Source organism: Hafnia psychrotolerans, assembly GCF_014639435.1.
Lineage (GTDB): Bacteria > Pseudomonadota > Gammaproteobacteria > Enterobacterales > Enterobacteriaceae > Ewingella > Ewingella psychrotolerans.
Genome location: NZ_BMFZ01000001.1, coordinates 430610 through 450375, shown reverse-complemented (window position 1 = coordinate 450375; position 19766 = coordinate 430610). Strand labels below are relative to the sequence as shown.

Here is a 19766-nt window from a genome sequence, read left to right as displayed (position 1 = left end):
CTTAACCAGCCCGAACGGCGGGCGCATAATTTTCGTCTGACAGATCGTTCTCAACGGATTGAGCGTTTCCGTCCAGCAAGGTGCGCAACCCGGCAGCTTTATTCTCGATCTCCAGCCATTCCTGTGCAGCGTCAGAACCGGCAACAATGCCTGCTCCAGCAAATAAATCCAGTTGGCTACCGTTCACCGCCGCAGAACGCAGCGCCACGGCAAATTCACTGCGAGCCAAACTGATATACCCCGCAGAACCGGCATACCATTGACGATTAAAGGGTTCATGTTGTGCAATAAAGTCCCGGGCCGCCTGTCGCGGCAAGCCGGCCACGGCGGCAGTAGGTTGCAATCTTTGTAGGCAATCAGCGTCATCGACATAAGTGAGTACAGCATGAATACTGCGGCGAAGATGCTGCACTTTACGCAAACGGAGAATCTCAGCGGAGGTCACGTCTAATGAGTGTGTGCCTCCTTGTAAACGCTGACAGATATCATCAACCACCAGCATATTCTCTCGCTGATTCTTGGCATCTTTCAGCAGCCATTGTCCCAGTTCCTGGGCTTTGCGATTGTCGATTGTGCCAGCCACGGTTCCGGCCAGCGCTTCAGTAAAAAGCGCATGACTTTCGCGCAAAAAAAGTCGCTCCGGACTGGAGCCGAGAAATGCCTTTTGCGCCGTGAAGGCCAGCATAAAGTGATAACAATGATGATTCACAGCGCGGCTGGCCGCTAAAAATGCGGCGGCATTTAGCGGCTGACGGAGGGTCAGCGTTGTCTTACGTGCCAGCACCACTTTATCAAACTGCCCCTGCTCAATGCAGGTCAGTGCCGTATGAATCATCTGTTTCCACTGTGGTTCTGTGGGCAGATGCTGATGTTGCAGTACCTCAGCGGTCAGAACTGGCAGAGGGCGGCTCTTCACCAGCGAACGCAGGAAGATCCGCATCTGACGGGCTTCGTCGCGTAAGGAGTCTGTACTGTAGAGATGACAAAGGAGAGTATATTGGTTATCTCGACGGCTGATCTCAATACGAGGCAAAAAGAGTGTATTAGCCTCTGACGCGATGTTCTCTGCAACCATCGCATCCGCTCCGTGAAAGGCGTTAAGCCCCCAGATACGTAATTCAGTGAGTTGCGGATACTGTTGCAGAAAGGCCTGAGCAGCGGAGAGATGGCCGAAGGTGCGGGCGCTGCTACACAGGGCTACCTCTTCATGTTCATCACGCTGCTGCCAGTAGAATTTTGGATAACAGCTTTGCGCGTTCAGCCACTCCAGCATGTCCGTTTCCGGTTGACCTACCAGTACATAACTAAACTGCCGCAGGCCTGCCGTATCAGGGAAATTTTCTGAGAGTATGACGTCCAACTGATCAATAATTGCTGAAATCTGTTTCACCGTAACCCCAGGCCGTATCCGATGGATTGATGTCAGGCAGGAATGCCCTTCTGGATCAAAAAACGGGTTAAATCAAATACGAGTGAAGTATGCGGCGTTACGGACATGGATAATATGCGACAGATCAAACCGAGGCGCAAGGCAGTTAATATGAAGGGAATAGAAGGCAGTGAACAGGCGTTACCGAAGGTGAAACCGAACAGAGACAACCATGGCTGCCTCTGTGAAAAACATTTAGCGACGCAACAGAAGACCCACGACTAAGCCCACGGCTGCACCTGCACCCACGCCGTGCCATGGGTTGTCACGGACGTACGTGTCGGTTTGTTCCGCGACCTGGCGGGCTTTCTTGCAGTAAGAATTGAGACCGCCGTTGAGGCGCGACTTCACATCTTCCAGTGCTTGCTCCGCACGGCTTTTGATTTCAATGTACTTTTGGTCCGCTTTATCACCCGACGATTTGAGAACTTCCTCCAGTGTTTCAGAAAGCATTCTTAAATCATCATCCAGGGAAGTTTGCTGTGGCTCAGTCTGGCGCGGTTCAAATTGGTTCGACATAGTTATCTCCTTATTTGTGATTTTCACAATACCCCTTAACCCTAGCGCAGATTTGCCCAGCGTGCAGTGCCAAAAACGAGGGGATACACTCCGATGACGCTTTTAAGAACCTTCCGACCGCTGTGCCGGGGGGAATGACGCGTCGCCAGGTGCTTTTCTAAGCACGCGTCGCCGTTGCTTTGCACGCCGTTCTGCCAACCATAGGCCACTATTTTTCATCGCGTACCCAAACAGCAGACCGACTAACAAAGAGAGAACCACCTGACGCCAATTTCCCTGTGCCGCAAAGGTCGCACAGGCACCAATGAAAGTACCAGGCACAAAAGCCAGCCACTGCTGCCATGCCTGAAGACACATCAGGAATGCCACTACGCCAGTGAGCATATAACCTACCAGAGTCCATTCAGGGCGCAGGTTACTGCCAGCTAAGATCACCTCAGCCCAAAAGACTCCGCTCAAGCATGTCAGCGTACTGATAGCCAGGCCGCGCAATCCCCCTTTCGGGCAAGCGAAATAGGCCGTACAGCCGAGGAAACCCGCCCAGCTGATCAGGCCAAGGCTGATAGCGACCCAGCCCCAAACGCCAGAAAGAATGCCGGTTGTAATGGCGATCATCACCAGTACGTTCATGATATGTGAACCTATACTCATTTGGACAAGCGCGCAGTTTACGCATTGGCAGGAAGAATGAAATGGCAGGGATCACAATATTGATGTAATTACCCCCATTACGTACATTAAATTGTGATTCAAATCACAATTTATTATTCCCTTGTACAAAATACAGTCATAAAAAAGCCGCTCAGAGGAGCGGCTTTAGGATGTTCAGTGACCCACGCTTACAGTATCGGTTGAGCCATTTGCACCAAGGTTATAAGCGGTTGTGGGTAGATACCCAGTGCCAACACCAGAATCGCGGAGATCAGCACCACCACACCACCAGCGGTCAACGCCCAGTTGTTCGGGGTATCGCGCACCAGCGTTTCCGGCGCACTGAGGAACAGACTCACCGTCACACGCAGATAGTAGTAAAGACCAATGGCAGAACCGACGACCACAGCACCGGTCAGCCACCACAGATGCGCGGTTACACCGGTCGCAATCACGTAGAACTTACCGATAAAGCCCAATGTCATCGGGATACCAGCCAACGACAGCATCATTACTGTCATTACCGCAGACAGAATGGGCTTATGCCAGAACAGACCACGGTAGGAGAACAGTGATTCCGCATCCGGGCCTTTATACGGGCTGGACATCAGGCTGACTACGCCGAACGCACCAAGGCTGCTGAACAGGTAACCGGCCAGATACACGCCGACGGTTTCCATAGACAACTGATGGGTTTGTACCGCAATTAGTGCCACCAGCAAATAGCCGAGGTGAGCGATAGACGAGTAACCGAGCAGACGCTTGATGTTGTTCTGGCTGATAGCCATCAGGTTACCGACCAGAATCGAGCAGAAGGCGATAATGCCCAGCACGATGCGAATCGCTTCGCTGTCAGCCACCGGCGCATACAGGAATAAACGCATGACTACCGCAAAGATAGCGATCTTGCTGGCGGTTGCCAGGAAGGTTGATACCGGTGCAGGTGCGCCCTGATACACGTCTGGCGTCCACAGGTGGAACGGAACCAGTGACAACTTGAAGCCCAAACCGACTATCATCATGCCCAGACCCGCCAGCAGCAGCGGCTGGTGCAGCATCACGCCATCGGCCAGGTTTTTACCCAGCGCCGCGAAGGACAAATCACCGGACTGTGCGTACAGCAGCGCCATACCGAACAGCAGGAAAGATGACGCCGCCGCAGATAGCAGCATGTATTTGATAGCCGCTTCCAGCGAGCGTTTCTGACGGTAGGCATAACCGATCAGGCCGAACAATGGCAGGGAAATCAGTTCGATCCCGAGGAACATTGACGCCAGATGGTTAGAACATGCCAGCAGAATGCCACCCATGGTCGCGATAAGCACTAACAGATAGAACTCTTCGCGGTTGTCCGGATAACCGGCCAGCCATGGGTAAGCAAACGTACTGGTTGCAAGACTAGCCAATATAACTAACCCAATGTAGAACATTGAGTAACCGTCAATACGCAGCAACGGCGTGACATCCTGTGGCCCGACCAGCCCGACGTAGTAAAGGGAAAGTAAGGCAACGTTCAGCCCGATGACTGTCAGTGTGGCATTAAGAAAATGGTCGCGTCGCCACGCAATGGACAGCATCACCACCACCACCGTCAATCCGACGATCATCAGCGGTAATAGTGCGATCAGATTTTGAAGTGTAAATGTCATGGCGAGTTACGGCCTTGTCGTTGAAATAGTGGAAACTGATGACCCGTACCAGTGCTGAATGTTGGTCATCGCTGCACTTGATGTATCCAGAATTACCTGCGGGAAGAAGCCCAGCGCCACCAGCAATACCACCAGCAACAGGATAATCGACAGTTCGCGTGAGGTCATGCCCGGCAGAGGTTCGTCAGATTTTGCTTTGCCGTAGTAAGCGCGCTGCATCATCGCCAGAGAATACACAGAGGCAAACACCAGACCGAATGTCGAGATGACAGTAATAACCGGAACAACCGGGAAGCTGCCAAACAAGATCATGAATTCACCCACAAAGTTACCGGTACCCGGCATCCCTAAGGTCGCCACTGCAAAGAACAGCGACAGTGCAGGCAGGTATTTTATGCGTCCCCACAATCCACCCATCTGACGCATATCGCGGGTATGCAGACGTTCGTACAGCTGACCACAGATGATGAACATACCGGCTGCGGACAGACCGTGTGCAATCATCTGAATCACTGCGCCTTGGTACGCCAGCTGGCTGCCGGTGTAGATAGCGATTAGCACGAAGCCCATGTGCGACACAGAGGTGTAGGCGATCAAACGTTTGATATCGGTTTGTGCGAAGGCCATCCACGCGCCGTAGAAGATACCTATCACACCCAGCCACATAGCAATCGGGGCGAATTCGTGCGAGGCATTCGGGAACAGCGGCAGACAGAAACGCAACATTCCGTAGGCGGCGGTTTTCAGCAAGATACCCGCTAAGTCAACGGAACCCGCGGTCGGTGCCTGACTATGCGCATCCGGCAACCAGCCGTGCAACGGAACCACCGGCATTTTCACCGCAAAGGCGATGAAGAAGCCCAGCATCAGCAGATATTCAACGTTATGTGACATCGGCGTTTTCAGCAGGTCAGCGTAGTTGAATGTCCAGATACCGGTCGCGTTATAGTGCACAAACACTAAGCCAAGAATCGCAATCAACATCACCAGACCGCTGGACTGCGTATAGATGAAGAATTTGGTTGCTGCGCTGATACGCGTTTTACCGTCTGACGCTTTGTGACCCCACAGAGCAATCAGGAAGTACATTGGCACCAACATCATTTCCCAGAAGAAGAAGAACAGGAATAAGTCGATGGCAAGGAACACGCCGATCACGCCGCCGAGGATCCAAAGTAAGTTCAGGTGGAAGAACCCCTGATACTTCTGGATCTCACGCCACGAGCAGAGGATAGCCAGTACGCCGAGCAACCCAGTCAGCACCACCATCAGCAGGGACAAACCGTCCAGCGCCAGATGGAAACTGATACCAAATCGTGGGATCCACGGCAGTGAAAATTCAGACTGCCATTGCGGAAGACCCGCTGGGTTGACTAAAGAATAACCTCCCTGCAACCACAGTTGCAGGGAAAGTGCCAAGGTAAGCCCCATCGAGATCAGAGCTATCCAGCGCGGTACTTTGGTCCCGAAGCGCTCAGTCTGCCAGCACAGCAGCCCGCCGATAAAGGGGATAAGAATTAGCCAAGGAAGTAGCATGGCGTTTTGTGTCCCTATTTTTCTAACGATTTATTCTTAAACAATCAGCAACAGTGCCAAAACAACCACTGCTCCCAAACCCATTGACGCGACATACCAACGTGTCTGCCCATTTTCACTCAACGTCAACCCACGGTTACCCAAGCGGGAAAGCACGGCAGGGAAGTTCATCATTGAATTAAGCGGATCACGTTGCAAGAGCTTAGTGATGGCCAGATACGGCTTGACGAAAATCATGTCGTATAGCCAGTCGAAGCCCCACGCGTGGAACCACCAGATCGTGAAGAAGCGGCCAACGGCGCTTTTCGCGATGCTGTTAACCAGAGTGCGTTTGCCAAGGTACAGCGCAGCAGCCAGCAGAATGCCGGCAATCGCCACAACGCCCGAGGTGATTTCCAGGGTCAATATGCTGCCATGTGCCAGCTCAGTCGTATCAGGTAAGACGCCTTTCAGCGGCGGAACGATCATCGCACCGATAAAAGTCGACAGTACCATTAGAACCAGCAATGGCAGATGGTGTGTGATGCCTTTACCCGCATGAGCTTTAATTTTCTCTTCGCCGTGAAACACGATGAAGATCATGCGGAAGGTATACATGGATGTCATAAACGCACCGACCAGACCGGCAATCATCAGATTGAGGTGGCCGTTAGCCAATGCACCTGCGAGGATTTCATCCTTACTGAAGAAGCCTGCCGTAAGGATTGGCAACGCAGACAAGGCTGCACCACCGACCAGGAAGCAGACATACACCAGCGGAATCGATTTACGCAGGCCACCCATCTTGAAGATGTTCTGTTCGTGGTGGCAGGCTAAAATGACCGAGCCAGACGACAGGAACAACAGCGCTTTGAAAAACGCATGGGTCATAAGATGGAAGATAGCGGCATCCCATGCCTGAACGCCAAGTGCCAGGAACATGTAACCAATCTGGCTCATGGTCGAGTAAGCAAGGACGCGTTTGATGTCGGTTTGCACCATCGCGGCAAAACCGGCCAGTACCAACGTAACACCACCAATGATGCCCACCAGATGCAGAACATCAGGCGCCATCAGGAACAGGCCATGAGTACGTGCAATCAGGTAAACACCGGCAGTCACCATGGTTGCGGCGTGGATCAGTGCAGAAACCGGTGTCGGACCGGCCATGGCATCTGCCAGCCAGGTCTGTAATGGAAGCTGCGCAGATTTACCCACTGCCCCACCAAGTAACATCAGCGTCGCCCAGGTGATAGCTGTATCACCCACAGCCAGTTTCTGCGGTGCCAGCACCATCAATTCACGGATGTTCAGCGTACCCAGCTCGCGGTACAAAATGAACAGCGCAAATGCCAGGAATACGTCACCAACGCGGGTGACGATAAAGGCTTTCATTGCTGCCGAGCCGTTGGCCGGATGGGTGTAGTAGAAACCGATCAACAGATAGCTGCACAGACCCACCCCTTCCCAACCGAGGTACATCAGCAACAGGTTGTCTGCCAATACCAGAATCACCATGCTGGCAATAAACAGGTTGGTGTAAGCGAAGAAGCGCGAATACCCTTCTTCACCGCGCATGTACCAGGAAGCGAACATGTGGATGAAGAAACCGACGCCGGTCACCACGGACAACATGGTCATCGACAACCCATCGAGGGTCAGTGTAGCGGCGATGTTGAAGTCGCCTACCTGCATCCAGTTCCATAGGTTCTGGTTGAAAATTTCAACGCCAGCAGCACGCTGGGTCATGAAATCGAAGCCGACATAAATTGTCGTCAGCGCAGCCAGACCAATTGAACCTACGCCAACGGTAGCGGAGGTATTTTCAGACCAGCGACCGCGTGAGAAGGCCAACAAAATGAAGCCAATCAGCGGGAACAGAATGGTTAAATATAATAGGTTCATCCGCGCATCTCACTGACAGTGTCGATATTCAGGGTGTGGCGGCGGCGATGGAGTTGCAACAGCAACGCCAGACCAATACTGGCCTCCGCCGCTGCCAGGCTGATTGCCAGGATATACATCACCTGACCGTCTGCCTGACCCCAATAGCTCCCGGCCACGATGAATGCTAGCGCCGCTGCGTTGATCATCACTTCCAGACTGATCAGCATAAACAGCAGATTACGGCGAACAAGCAGCCCGGTTAGCCCCAAAACAAACAAAATTGCGGCCAGGATCAGGCCATGCTGTAGAGGGATCATGCTCTCTCCTCCGTTTTTCTTTTCGCCATTTCAGTGGTGCCAGGTGCATCACCAAACACTTCACCCGCTTTCTGTTCACGGCCAATATGGAAGGCCACCACTAAACCAGCCAGTAGTAACATAGACGCCAGCTCAACGGCCAGAACGTAAGGACCAAACAGCGCGATACCAACCGCTTTCGCGTCTACCATCGTACCGTTGATGCCGTGGTCGTGGAGGCCAGTAATTGAGGTGATCATCACACCCAACAGCACTATCGACAGAATCGAAGGACCAATCCAGGTGGAAGGCTTAAGCCACAGGCGTTCCTGTTCTTCGACGTTGCCAAGGTTCAGCATCATCACCACGAAGACGAACAACACCATAATGGCACCGGCATACACGATGATCTCCAACGCACCGGCAAAATACGCACCGAGCGAAAAGAACACTGCAGCGATCGCCAGAAGCGAGACGATCAGATACAGCAATGCGTGAACGGGGTTGGTGTGCGTGATAACACGCAATGTCGCCAACACGGCCACCACGGCTGCAATATAAAATGCAAATTCCATGCTTGCGGCTCCTTAAGGCAACAGACCTTTGACGTTGATCGGTTTGGCTTCATTTTCGGCTTCGCCTTTCGACTTGCCGTCAACTGCCATACCGGCCATCCGGTAGAAGTTATATTCCGGATACTTACCCGGCCCCGAGATCAGCAGATCTTCTTTTTCGTACACCAGATCCTGGCGCTTGAATTCACCCATTTCAAAGTCCGGCGTCAACTGAATGGCTGTTGTCGGGCAAGCTTCTTCGCACAGACCGCAGAAAATACAGCGTGAAAAGTTGATACGGAAAAACTCAGGATACCAACGACCGTCTTTATGTTCGGCTTTTTGCAGCGAAATACAGCCTACCGGGCAAGCTACCGCACACAGGTTACAAGCAACACAGCGCTCTTCACCGTCCGGATCGCGCGTCAGCACGATTCGACCACGGTAGCGAGCCGGTACGTTAACTTTTTCTTCCGGGTACATCTGGGTTTCGCGCTTGGCGAAGGCATGCAGGCCTATCATCCACAAGCTGCGAACCTGGGTGCCGAACCCGACAACTATGTCTTTCAATGTCATGGTTAAATCACCCCTTATTGCGCGTTGTACAAGATGACCGCAGCGGTCGCCAGCAGGTTAATCAACGTCAGCGGCAGGCAAACTTTCCAGCCGAATGACATCACCTGGTCATAGCGCGGACGCGGCAGAGCAGCACGTATCAAAATAAACATCACCATGAAGAATGCCGTTTTCAGCGCAAACCAGATAACCGGCGGCAGGAACGGTCCCTGCCAACCACCGAAGAACAAGGTGACAATGAGCGCAGAGACAGTGACGATACCAATGTATTCACCCACGAAGAACAGACCGAACTTCATACCGGAATATTCAATGTGGTAACCATCTGCCAGTTCTTGCTCCGCTTCTGGTTGGTCAAACGGATGACGGTGACACACCGCAACGCCCGCTATTGCAAAGGTCAAAAAGCCGAAGAACTGAGGAATGATGTTCCACATGTGCGTCTGAGAATTGACGATGTCCTGCATATTGAACGAGCCAGCTTGCGCCACCACGCCCATCAGTGACAAACCAAGGAACACTTCATAGCTCAGAGTCTGGGCGGACGCACGCATCGCACCTAACAGCGAGTATTTGTTGTTACTTGACCAGCCAGCGAACAGCACAGCATAAACCGTGAGGCCAGCCATCATCAGGAAGAACAGAATACCTATGTTCAGGTCAGCCGCGAACCAAGTCGGCGTGACCGGCACGATGGAGAAAGCAATCAGCATCGAGCTGAAGGCAATCATAGGCGCGAGGGTAAAAATGGCGCGATCGGTGAACTTCGGTACCCAGTCCTCTTTGAAGAACATTTTGATCATGTCAGCAACCAGCTGTAGCGAGCCACCCCAGCCGACACGGTTTGGTCCGTAACGGTTCTGGAACAGCGCCAGCAAGCGGCGTTCACCAAAGCTCATGAACGCACCGCAGACCACGACCACTAACAGGATCACTACGGCTTTGAGCACGGCGATAAGCACCGCGATCACTTCAGGTGTAAACCAGCTCATCGTGCTGCCTCCCGCAGATTCTCAACCGTTGCACCGACCAGAACCGGCGGAATACCCGGCAAGCCCAGTGGCAGACCAACTTGTCCCTGACTCAAGGTTTCACTCAGGCGTACCGGCAAGCTCAGTGTCTGACCGCCACAGGTGAATTCCACCTGCGAACCTGCATTCACACCTAACTGCGCAGCATCTACCGGGTTCACCATTACGTAAGGTTGAGGCATACGTTGCTGAATCACGCCAGAACGCTGGCTCATCTCTTCGCTGCCGAACAGATGATAGTACGGAGCAACACGCCATTCATTGGCAGACGCACTAAACGCCGCAGGAATGTCGGAGAAGTAATCCAACGTCCCCTCGCCTGCTTCGATCATGCGCACACCCGGATCACCATGACGCAGACTGCCGCCAACTTCGCTCTGGAATTTGTTCCAGGCTTGCGGTGAGTTCCAGCCCGGTGCCCAGGCAAAGGGTACCTGATTGCGGTCGGCTAACGGGTTGTTGTTCCCTTCCATCGAGAAGGCAAACATGGTGTCTTTATCTTGCGGCTGACGCGGTTCATGTACGCTGATGTCCGCACGCATCGCCGTACGGCCACTTGAGCGGTGTGGTGAACGGGCGAGTTTCTGACCACGAATACGGAAGCCCGCATTGGGTGCTGCTTCAACCATGCCTTTCAGTTGTGGCAGTGCTTCAACGCAGGCTTCGATCACGTGATCAAGCTGAGTCCAGTCGACCTGACGGCTGTTGAGCGTGGAGTGCAGCGAGTGCATCCAGCGCCAGCTTTCCAGCATCGCAACGGTAGTGTCGAAATACGCGGGGTCATAAACCTGGAAGAAGCGCTGGGCGCGGCCTTCCTGATTCACCAACGTACCGTCACTTTCTGCAAAACTTGCTGCAGGCAGGATCAGGCTGGCCTTATCCATAATGCGGGTGCGCTGATGATCAAGCACCAACAGATTCTGGACGTTGTTCAGTGCCGCTTCGACTTGCGCTTCCGGTGCGTGACGGTAAAGGTCATTTTCCATCACGATGGCGCTGTCTGCACCGCCGTTGACCAACAACTCAAGTGCAGCGTCCAGCGTGCCACCACCAATCATCGACAAACCAATGCTGTTGGCCGCTGACGCAACGAAGGTAATACCGACGTCACTGCCGCGAGCCTTCAGGGCTTTCGCCACGTTAGCGGCCGCCGCGATAATCGCGTCACTGCCGGCATTGCTGCCAGTAATAATCAGTGGCTTACGTGCACCCGCTAAGGCTTGTACGATCACATCGATTTTTTTGTCGAGACCGTCAGCCAGGTCGGAAACTGCGGGGGCTGAATCATCCAACGCATGGGCGATGGCAAAGCCGAAACGGGCTTGATCATCGACTGGTGCGCGGTAATTGTAAGCAGCGATATCGTCGAGACGGGTGTTATCAACGTTGGTGATAAACAGCGGATGCTTGGCGTGCTGTCCAATGTTCTGCACGGCGGCAATCTGCCAGTCAGCAACGCGCTGTGCTGCAGCCATCGCACGGGCTTTACCTTTCACTGCCTGGCGAACAGATAGCGCAATACGCGCACCGGTCTGAGTCAAATCTTCGCCCAGAACGAGCACTGCGTCGTACTCTTCGATTTCCCGCAGCGCTGGCGTATGCACGCCACTGTTGCGCAATACGTTGAGCATCAGCTCAAGACGGCCCTGTTCGGCAGCATTGATACCGGTATAGAAGTTGTCAGCACCCACCAATTCACGCAGCGCAAAGTTGCTTTCGAGACTCGCGCGAGGAGAACCGATACCGATGGTTTTTTGTGCCTGACGCAGAATGTCTGCCGCGCCTTGCATCGCCTGTTCAGCGTTCAGTTCGATCCAGTCGTTGCCGCGCAATTGCTGGGGTTTCTTTGGTCGATCTTTTGCATTGACGTAGCCATAACCGAAGCGGCCACGGTCGCACAAGAAGTAATGGTTAACCGTGCCGTTATAACGGTTTTCGATGCGGCGCAGTTCTCCATAACGTTCACCTGGGCTGGTGTTACAGCCAACGGAACATTGCTGACAGATGCTTGGTGCAAACTGCATGTCCCATTTACGGTTGTAGCGTTCAGAGTGGGTTTTGTCAGTAAATACGCCGGTAGGACAGACTTCAACAAGGTTACCGGAGAATTCGCTTTCCAGCGGACCCTCTTCAGGGCGACCAAAGTAGACGTTGTCATGTGCGCCATACACACCCAGATCGGTACCATCCGCGTAATCCTTGTAATAACGGACACAACGGTAACAGGCGATACAGCGGTTCATTTCGTGAGAGATGAACGGCCCGAGATCCTGGTTGTTATGAGTGCGCTTAGTGAAACGGTAACGACGCATGCTATGACCGGTCATGACCGTCATATCCTGAAGGTGACAGTTGCCGCCCTCCTCGCACACAGGACAGTCGTGCGGATGGTTAGTCATCAACCACTCGACCACACTTTCACGGAACTCTTTGGCTTCGCCGTCATTGATAGAAATAAAAGTCCCATCAGAGGCCGGTGTCATACATGACATCACCAAACGTCCACGCGTGTCTTCCGCGTTTTGATATTGCTTAACCGCACATTGGCGGCAAGCGCCGACGCTTCCCAGCGCCGGATGCCAGCAAAAATAAGGAATATCGAGGCCGAGAGAGAGGCAAGCCTGCAATAGGTTGTCCGCTCCATCTACATCGTATTCTTTGCCGTCTACATGAATCGTAGCCATAGTCAGCATGCTTCCACGTGGCCCACCTAACAGTGGGTGTTAATCAAAAATTCTTGCCGGGTTGGCGATTGTCATCTTGGCAGCGCGTCCCGTTGAGGGCTTCGCACGCAGCGGGCTCACCGTCCGCTGTCTGTTGCCATTAATTTTACTTAATCTTTTACCAACGCTGTTTGAGCAGGTTATTTGGCTGAATCCCGCCAATCGCCCGCGCATTGTTGTAATGTTGTTTGGCGATGCCTGCTTCAAACTCGTCCCGGAAATATTTAATCGCACTTTGCAGAGGTTCCACAGCACCCGGCGCGTGTGCGCAAAAGGTTTTGCCCGGACCCAATTGGCGGCAAAGCTGCTCGAGGGTTTCAATATCCCCTGGCTGACCTTCACCACGCTCCAGCGCGCGCAGGATCTTCACACTCCATGGCAAACCATCACGACATGGCGTACACCAGCCACAGGACTCGCGTGCGAAGAACTCTTCCAGATTCCGGACCAGCGACACCATACCGATTTCATGGTCGACAGCCATCGCCAACCCGGTACCCATACGGCTACCGGCTTTACCGATGCTCTCAAAGTCCATAGGCAGATCGAGGTGATCGGCCGTCAGGAAGTCGGTACCTGCGCCACCCGGTTGCCAGGCTTTGAATTTCAGGCCATTACGCATGCCACCGGCATAATCTTCCAGGATTTCACGGGCAGTAATACCAAAGGGGAGTTCCCAAACGCCCGGGTTTTTTACCCGGCCAGAGAAGCCCATCATTTTGGTGCCGGCGTCGTTGCTTTTACCTGCGGAAATCCCTTTATACCACTCCACGCCATACTCAATAATTGCCGGCACATTGCACAGGGTCTCGACGTTGTTTACACAGGTCGGTTTACCCCATACACCTGATGAAGCCGGGAACGGTGGTTTGGAGCGAGGGTTAGCGCGACGGCCTTCCAGGGAGTTGATCAGGGCAGTTTCTTCGCCGCAGATGTAACGGCCAGCGCCGGTATGTACCACCAGTTCGAAGTCAAAACCGGTACCGAGGATGTTTTTACCCAATAGGCCTGCCGCTTTGGCTTCTTCAATGGCTTTGCGCAGATTGACGGCGGCTTCAATATATTCGCCACGCAGGAAGATGTAACCACGGTAAGCTTTCAGGGCGAATGCGGAGATCAGCATCCCCTCCACCAGCAAATGGGGCATTTGCTCCATCAGCAAGCGGTCTTTATAAGTACCGGGTTCCATTTCATCGGCGTTACACAGCAGATAGCGGATGTTCATGCTTTCGTCTTTCGGCATCAGACTCCACTTCAACCCCGTGGAAAAACCTGCGCCGCCGCGGCCTTTAAGGCCCGCATCTTTGACCAACGAGATCACGTCATCCTGCGCCATGCCTTTCAGGGCTCGCTCAGCACCGACGTAGCCATTTTTGCTACGGTACTCATCGAAGAAAACCGGTTGTTCGTCTTCGCGCATACGCCAGGTCAACGGATGCATTTCCGGCGTGCGGTCGATTTTTTTTGGTGTAAACCCCTGGAATGTCATAAGTAACGCTCCAATAATTCACTGATTTTCTCAGGCTGCAAACGACTGTGAGTGTCCTCGTCGATCATCATCGATGGGCCTTTATCACAGTTACCCAGACAGCAGGTTGGCAGCAGGGTAAACCGCCCATCTTCGGTAGTTTCGCCCGGTTTGATATTCAATTGCTGTTCAAGTGCCGCCTGGATCCCCTGATAACCGGTGATGTGGCACACCACGCTGTCACAGTAACGGATCACATGTCGGCCAACCGGCTGACGGAAAATCTGGCTGTAAAATGTCGCCACGCCTTCCACATCACTGGCGGGAATATTCAGGATTTCAGCGATAGCGTAAATCGCACCATCCGGAACCCAGCCACGGTGCTTTTGCACGATTTTCAGCGCTTCGATAGACACCGCACGGGAGTCTTCGTAGTGATGTTTTTCATGCTCAATGGCTTCGCGCTCAGCGTCATTGAACTCAAACGCAGACTGCGTGTTTGGCTCTGAAACGTTGATGTACTGAAGCTCTGAATTGTTCATGGAATTAGTCATCGTTAGCGGTCCACATCTGACATTACGAAATCGATACTGCCCAGGTAGACGATTAAGTCTGAAACCAGGCTGCCACGGATAACTGACGGGATCTGCTGCAAATGCGGATAACTTGGCGTACGGATACGGGTGCGGTAGCTCATGGTGCTGCCGTCACTCGTCAGGTAGTAGCTGTTTATCCCTTTGGTGGCTTCAACCATCTGGAAAGATTCTTGCGCTGGCATGACCGGGCCCCAAGATACTTGCAGGAAGTGCGTGATCAGGGTTTCGATATGTTGCAGCGTGCGCTCTTTCGGTGGCGGCGTTGTCAGCGGGTGATCGGCTTTGAACGGGCCTTCCGGCATGTTTGCATAGCACTGTTCCAGAATGCGCAGGCTCTGACGCAGCTCTTCCACTTTTAGCATCACACGCGAGTAGCAGTCACTGACACCATCACCAACCGGCACTTCAAAATCGAAGTTTTCATAACCGGAATACGGGCGCCATTTGCGCACGTCAAATGGAATACCGGTTGCACGAAGACCTGCACCGGTAGTGCCCCAAGCCAGCGCATCATCCGCATTATAGGCAGCAACGCCTTTGGAACGGCCAATCAGAATCGTGTTTTTCAGCGCGGCTTTAACGTAAGAGTCCAAACGGGCTGGCATCCAGTCCAGGAATTCACGCAGCAGACGCTCCCACCCTTTCGGCAAGTCGTGGGCCACGCCACCGATACGGAACCACGCTGGGTGCATACGGAAACCGGTGATCGCTTCAACCAGATCGTAGATTTTCTGACGGTCGGTAAATGCGAAGAACACGGGAGTCATCGCACCGACGTCCTGAATGAACGTACTGATATAAAGCAAATGGCTGTTAATGCGGAACAGTTCGGAAAGCATCACGCGGATGGTGTTAACGCGATCACCTACGGTGATACCGGCCAGTTTTTCAACGGCCAACACGTAAGGCATTTCATTAACGCAACCGCCGAGATATTCGATACGGTCAGTGTACGGAATGTAGCTGTGCCATGACTGACGCTCGCCCATTTTTTCCGCACCGCGGTGGTGGTAGCCAACATCCGGTACGCAGTCGACGATCTCTTCACCATCGAGCTGGAGAATAATACGGAATGCACCGTGCGCAGACGGGTGGTTTGGACCAAGGTTGAGGAACATGAAGTCCTCGTTTTCGGTACCACGCTTCATGCCCCAATCTTCAGGCTTGAAGGTCAGCGACTCCATCTCCAAATCTTCTTTCTGTTTGGTCAACTCGAAAGGATCGAATTCGGTCGCGCGCGCCGGATAATCTTTACGCAACGGATGCCCTTCCCAGGTCTGCGGCATCATTATGCGCGTCAGATGCGGGTGGCCATCGAAGGTAATACCAAACATTTCCCAGGTTTCACGCTCATACCAATTGGCATTTGGGAACACCTTGGTGATGGTTGGAAGATGCAGGTCGTTTTCCGCCAGCGCAACTTTGAGCATAATGTCGCGGTTTCGCTCGACAGAAAGCAAGTGGTAGAAAACGGAAAAATCCGCGGCCGGTAAACCGTCGCGGTGAGTACGTAAACGCTCATCCATACCATGCAGGTCGAACAGCATGACGTAAGGTTTTGGCTGTTTGCGTAAGAAAGTGATCGCTTCAAGTATCTGTTCACGCTTGATCCATACCACGGGTATTCCGGTACGGGTTGCTTGAACAGTAAAGGCCTCTGGCCCAAAACGGTTGCGCAATTCGCCGATGACCGGATCATCAAGATGATCGCGGGTTTGCCATGCTGGCTGAGCGGTGTCTTGCGTCGTCAAATCTGTCATTTTATTTTCACCACACTAAATGGTCATTTATGCCGTAAGGGGAGATCCTTCACCCTCAGGGTTGACTATACCTGGCCTCTTTCAAGTCGCATCTGCGCTGACTGCCTTGATGAAACTCGACTGACCTTGTATATGCCAGACCGCAGTGTTAAATCTCGTCAGGAGACTTCAGATTCGTCACGGCGATACGCTCTGCGCGTTTACGCTCTTTCTCAGACTGCATATTTGCACGGTAAACGCCCTGATCACCAACAACCCACGACAGCGGGCGGCGCTCTTTACCAATGGACTCTTGCAGCAGTAACAGGGCCTGCATGTAAGCTTCCGGACGCGGTGGACAACCTGGGATATAAACATCAACGGGCAGGAATTTATCAACGCCTTGTACTACGGAATAGATGTCATACATGCCGCCTGAATTTGCACAGGCTCCCATGGAGATCACCCATTTCGGTTCAAGCATTTGGTCATACAATCGCTGGATCACCGGTGCCATTTTGGTAAAACAGGTCCCGGCGATGACCATGAAATCAGCCTGGCGCGGCGAAGCACGCAGAACTTCCGCACCAAAACGTGCAACATCGTGAACCGCAGTAAACGAGGTGACCATTTCAACATAGCAACAAGAAAGGCCGAAGTTATATGGCCAAAGGGAATTTTTGCGACCCCAGTTCACCATCCCATGCATCGCCTCTTCGAGGTTCCCCATAAAGACGCTGCGCTTAACTTGCTCCTGAAGAGGATCACCAACGATCTCTTGCTTTTGCAGGGGGTACCGGTCGTTCTCACCGTCCGGGTCTATGCGGGTGAGCGTATAATCCATCTTAATATGCCTCGCTATTACTTACTGCGGATGACTGTTGGTGTTAATCGCTGGGCTCGGTTTAACAGGTCCTTTCGAACGTGTTGGTGTCCAGTCTAGTGCGCCAATGCGTACTAGATAAAACAGGCCGGCTAACAGGACTAAAATGAAAATGGTGGCTTCAACGAACCCGGTCCATCCGCTTTCACGGATAGAGGTTGACCATGCATAGAGATAGAGGGCTTCTACGTCGAAAATAACGAAGAACATCGCTACCAGATAAAATTTGGCGGAAAGACGCATGCGGGCCGTACCCACAGATGCGATACCAGATTCAAAAGGTGTGTTTTTGTATCGCGCTCTGGCTCTCCCACCCAAGAACGCTGCACCCAATAACATGAGGCAACAAAGACCCATTGCGACGATCAGAAATACCGCGAACGCCCAGTGTTGAGCGATAACTTCAGTGGCTGTTGACATACTCTTAGCTTACTCATCAAAAGCGGCGCTATAGCATCTGCTCTTTGACGGCAGCTTGCGCACCACATCGATTCAAGGGAAGGATTAATAACCACATAATATCACGGCCTATAAACGGTTTAAGCCAGTGATTTACTGTGGGCTTTTTACCCCTTTATATAACCTTTTGTCAACTTAGACAAAAGCATCTCTACATTAATTTACATGAACATCATTTTATTAACATATCATGCGAACGCGACGTGCTAAATCGAGTCAGTGAATAGTTTGATAGAACAAGGCTATGTTTTCAGGATTTAATGCATCGGGCTAAAGAATACCATCTCCTCAGGAGGAAACGGTTCTTCCATGTACTAAACAAGGTTATTTTTTTGATCCAAGACACATTTTGATGAGATTTTCTGCTAAAAAACACAATGTTTTGACAACTTTTTTTGATTATCATCGATAAAATAGCGTGCTTGATTTACTCCATGCTCACTAAGCCCCCCCCAAAAGAAAGTTCTTTCGGATGAGGATTTGGCTTAAAAAAAGCAATCTTTGTCGCTGTTGTCGGAGTGACACTTATAGATAAGATGAAAAAATAGGGGTTATGGTCATGAAACCGACCAAAACCCCTATTTTTCCTACCTGGCATACTCATAAAGAAGGATGAGTCTTTACTACCGTCTTCACATTTCTGGAGGGCTGGGGGTAAGTGTACTCAAATAACAGACTTAAATTTTAGGATTTGCGACGATGATCTGATTGTCATCCACTGCCGGACGTTGAGCATAAGAACTTAATGAATAGGGATCGTTACCCTGTTCCAGGGCATTAAAAATTGCCATTGCCAATTCATTTTCACTATGTGCATTCTTATAAAGAACATACTGCGTGTCCGGCAGGCGCGGCAAGCCATCTTGATCACCCAAAACCCGCAATTCTGGGCTCATCATCTCAATCGGTCGCGCGGTAATACCCAGGCCAGCTCTTACAGCAGCACGGATAGCCGATAACGTAGAGGCCACGTAAGCAATACGCCATGGGATGCCTGCCTGATTAAGGTAATCGATTGCCATAGACCGGTAAGGACTCGGTTCATCAAGCAAAACCAGCGGCACACTATCACCAGACGGATAAGCAAAATCAGCAGAGCAGTACCATAAGGTTGGCGATGTACGTAAGACTATATGCGGATGATCCGACGTCGTCATCGTGGTGATCGCCAGATCCACTTCCTCACTTTCCAACATAGGCAGCATAAACGGACTGCGTTTGACCCTAACGTCAATCGAGAGCTTCGGATACACAGAGGTTACACGGCTTAAGAGGAAGGGAAGAATGGTATCTGCAGTATCATCTGAGGCCCCAATGGTGATGCCACCCTGTACATTGCTATACATAAGCGAAGTACAGGCTTCATCGTTAAAACGCAGAATTTTCCGCGCATATCCCAGTAGCTGAATTCCGTGTTCAGTCAATAATTTATTACGTCCATGTCTGGCAAACAGCTCTTTCCCTACCAGTTGTTCGAGACGCTGCATCTGTTGGCTGACGGCTGACTGAGTACGACATACTGCAGCTGCGGCGGCGGCAAACGTATTCAAATCAGCAACTGCAACAAAAGTCCTCAGCAGATCAAGGTCAAGATTAAGGATTGGACGATTTGCATTTGTCATAGTTTTTCTTCACTTTTAAAATCTAATAACAAGCTACCCTGATTAATGCGGTAAAGTACCCGCAAATTCAGAATACCAGATATGGCACGCACTCACTCATTAGTTGAGTAGAAATGAGAAATATTTCTGCAATATGGCTAAAAATTATCGGGGATTGCCCCTCGTCATG

17 protein-coding genes are annotated in these 19766 nt (G+C 52.0%); all 17 read right to left on the bottom strand.

All coding sequences use genetic code 11. The annotated features are described in order from the left end of the window. Position 1 precedes the first annotated feature (1 nt). Positions 2-1390: an isochorismate synthase MenF gene (gene menF / locus IEV89_RS02095; protein WP_188469919.1), complete on the bottom strand. Its 1389-nt coding sequence runs from the start codon at positions 1388-1390 to the stop codon at positions 2-4. 234 nt (positions 1391-1624) lie between these two features. After that, positions 1625-1948: an ElaB/YgaM/YqjD family protein gene (locus IEV89_RS02090; RefSeq protein WP_188469917.1), complete on the bottom strand. Its 324-nt coding sequence runs from the start codon at positions 1946-1948 to the stop codon at positions 1625-1627. A 102-nt stretch (positions 1949-2050) separates the two neighbouring features. Next, complete coding sequence (locus IEV89_RS02085) at positions 2051-2578, bottom strand: DUF1097 domain-containing protein (protein WP_188469915.1); 528 nt, start codon at positions 2576-2578, stop codon at positions 2051-2053. A gap of 209 nt (positions 2579-2787) precedes the next feature. Then, positions 2788-4248, bottom strand: coding sequence for an NADH-quinone oxidoreductase subunit NuoN (nuoN, locus tag IEV89_RS02080; RefSeq protein ID WP_188469912.1), 1461 nt, complete (start codon positions 4246-4248; stop codon positions 2788-2790). A gap of 6 nt (positions 4249-4254) precedes the next feature. Next, positions 4255-5784 carry an NADH-quinone oxidoreductase subunit M gene (gene nuoM / locus IEV89_RS02075; protein ID WP_188469910.1) on the bottom strand — a complete coding sequence of 510 codons (1530 nt, stop codon included), beginning with the start codon at positions 5782-5784 and terminating at the stop codon, positions 4255-4257. A 36-nt stretch (positions 5785-5820) separates the two neighbouring features. Then, positions 5821-7668: an NADH-quinone oxidoreductase subunit L gene (gene nuoL, locus IEV89_RS02070; protein ID WP_188469908.1), complete on the bottom strand. Its 1848-nt coding sequence runs from the start codon at positions 7666-7668 to the stop codon at positions 5821-5823. Continuing rightward, positions 7665-7967 (bottom strand): NADH-quinone oxidoreductase subunit NuoK, encoded by a 303-nt coding sequence (nuoK, locus tag IEV89_RS02065; RefSeq protein WP_188469906.1) that lies wholly within the window; start codon positions 7965-7967, stop codon positions 7665-7667. Before nuoK ends, nuoL begins: the two co-directional genes overlap by 4 nt. After that, on the bottom strand, positions 7964-8521 hold the full coding sequence (gene nuoJ / locus IEV89_RS02060; protein ID WP_188469904.1) for an NADH-quinone oxidoreductase subunit J: 558 nt from the start codon (positions 8519-8521) through the stop codon (positions 7964-7966). Before nuoJ ends, nuoK begins: the two co-directional genes overlap by 4 nt. Before the next feature lie 12 nt (positions 8522-8533). Further along, a complete protein-coding gene (gene nuoI, locus IEV89_RS02055) occupies positions 8534-9076 on the bottom strand; it encodes an NADH-quinone oxidoreductase subunit NuoI (RefSeq protein WP_188469902.1) in 543 nt (180 codons plus the stop codon). 14 nt (positions 9077-9090) lie between these two features. Then, on the bottom strand, positions 9091-10068 hold the full coding sequence (nuoH, locus tag IEV89_RS02050; protein WP_188469900.1) for an NADH-quinone oxidoreductase subunit NuoH: 978 nt from the start codon (positions 10066-10068) through the stop codon (positions 9091-9093). Then, positions 10065-12791: an NADH-quinone oxidoreductase subunit NuoG gene (nuoG, locus tag IEV89_RS02045; RefSeq protein WP_188469898.1), complete on the bottom strand. Its 2727-nt coding sequence runs from the start codon at positions 12789-12791 to the stop codon at positions 10065-10067. The genes nuoH and nuoG overlap by 4 nt, the downstream gene beginning before the upstream one ends. 157 nt (positions 12792-12948) lie before the next feature. Next, positions 12949-14319: an NADH-quinone oxidoreductase subunit NuoF gene (gene nuoF / locus IEV89_RS02040; RefSeq protein WP_188469897.1), complete on the bottom strand. Its 1371-nt coding sequence runs from the start codon at positions 14317-14319 to the stop codon at positions 12949-12951. Further along, positions 14316-14840 carry an NADH-quinone oxidoreductase subunit NuoE gene (gene nuoE / locus IEV89_RS02035; protein ID WP_188470343.1) on the bottom strand — a complete coding sequence of 175 codons (525 nt, stop codon included), beginning with the start codon at positions 14838-14840 and terminating at the stop codon, positions 14316-14318. The genes nuoF and nuoE overlap by 4 nt, the downstream gene beginning before the upstream one ends. A gap of 14 nt (positions 14841-14854) precedes the next feature. Further along, positions 14855-16654: an NADH-quinone oxidoreductase subunit C/D gene (gene nuoC, locus IEV89_RS02030; RefSeq protein WP_188469895.1), complete on the bottom strand. Its 1800-nt coding sequence runs from the start codon at positions 16652-16654 to the stop codon at positions 14855-14857. A 148-nt stretch (positions 16655-16802) separates the two neighbouring features. Beyond that, the gene (locus IEV89_RS02025) at positions 16803-17477 is read right to left on the bottom strand and encodes a NuoB/complex I 20 kDa subunit family protein (RefSeq protein WP_188469893.1); all 675 of its coding nucleotides are present in this window, start codon (positions 17475-17477) and stop codon (positions 16803-16805) included. Positions 17478-17498: 21 nt separating this feature from the next. Then, on the bottom strand, positions 17499-17936 hold the full coding sequence (locus tag IEV89_RS02020; RefSeq protein ID WP_188469891.1) for an NADH-quinone oxidoreductase subunit A: 438 nt from the start codon (positions 17934-17936) through the stop codon (positions 17499-17501). A gap of 716 nt (positions 17937-18652) precedes the next feature. Beyond that, positions 18653-19597: a transcriptional regulator LrhA gene (gene lrhA / locus IEV89_RS02015; protein WP_188469889.1), complete on the bottom strand. Its 945-nt coding sequence runs from the start codon at positions 19595-19597 to the stop codon at positions 18653-18655. Positions 19598-19766 lie beyond the last annotated feature (169 nt).

What these genes read in the sequence shown, in the direction of transcription:
- lrhA (WP_188469889.1), bottom strand. Translation starts at nt 19,597, where the DNA reads ATGACAAATGCAAATCGTCCAATCCTTAATCTTGACCTTGATCTGCTG.
- nuoK (WP_188469906.1), bottom strand. Translation starts at nt 7,967, where the DNA reads ATGATCCCTCTACAGCATGGCCTGATCCTGGCCGCAATTTTGTTTGTT.
- nuoE (WP_188470343.1), bottom strand. Translation starts at nt 14,840, where the DNA reads ATGAACAATTCAGAGCTTCAGTACATCAACGTTTCAGAGCCAAACACG.
- IEV89_RS02090 (WP_188469917.1), bottom strand. Translation starts at nt 1,948, where the DNA reads ATGTCGAACCAATTTGAACCGCGCCAGACTGAGCCACAGCAAACTTCC.
- nuoM (WP_188469910.1), bottom strand. Translation starts at nt 5,784, where the DNA reads ATGCTACTTCCTTGGCTAATTCTTATCCCCTTTATCGGCGGGCTGCTG.
- nuoI (WP_188469902.1), bottom strand. Translation starts at nt 9,076, where the DNA reads ATGACATTGAAAGACATAGTTGTCGGGTTCGGCACCCAGGTTCGCAGC.
- nuoC (WP_188469895.1), bottom strand. Translation starts at nt 16,654, where the DNA reads ATGACAGATTTGACGACGCAAGACACCGCTCAGCCAGCATGGCAAACC.
- nuoL (WP_188469908.1), bottom strand. Translation starts at nt 7,668, where the DNA reads ATGAACCTATTATATTTAACCATTCTGTTCCCGCTGATTGGCTTCATT.
- IEV89_RS02020 (WP_188469891.1), bottom strand. Translation starts at nt 17,936, where the DNA reads ATGTCAACAGCCACTGAAGTTATCGCTCAACACTGGGCGTTCGCGGTA.
- nuoJ (WP_188469904.1), bottom strand. Translation starts at nt 8,521, where the DNA reads ATGGAATTTGCATTTTATATTGCAGCCGTGGTGGCCGTGTTGGCGACA.
- nuoG (WP_188469898.1), bottom strand. Translation starts at nt 12,791, where the DNA reads ATGGCTACGATTCATGTAGACGGCAAAGAATACGATGTAGATGGAGCG.
- nuoF (WP_188469897.1), bottom strand. Translation starts at nt 14,319, where the DNA reads ATGACATTCCAGGGGTTTACACCAAAAAAAATCGACCGCACGCCGGAA.
- nuoN (WP_188469912.1), bottom strand. Translation starts at nt 4,248, where the DNA reads ATGACATTTACACTTCAAAATCTGATCGCACTATTACCGCTGATGATC.
- nuoH (WP_188469900.1), bottom strand. Translation starts at nt 10,068, where the DNA reads ATGAGCTGGTTTACACCTGAAGTGATCGCGGTGCTTATCGCCGTGCTC.
- IEV89_RS02025 (WP_188469893.1), bottom strand. Translation starts at nt 17,477, where the DNA reads ATGGATTATACGCTCACCCGCATAGACCCGGACGGTGAGAACGACCGG.
- IEV89_RS02085 (WP_188469915.1), bottom strand. Translation starts at nt 2,578, where the DNA reads ATGAACGTACTGGTGATGATCGCCATTACAACCGGCATTCTTTCTGGC.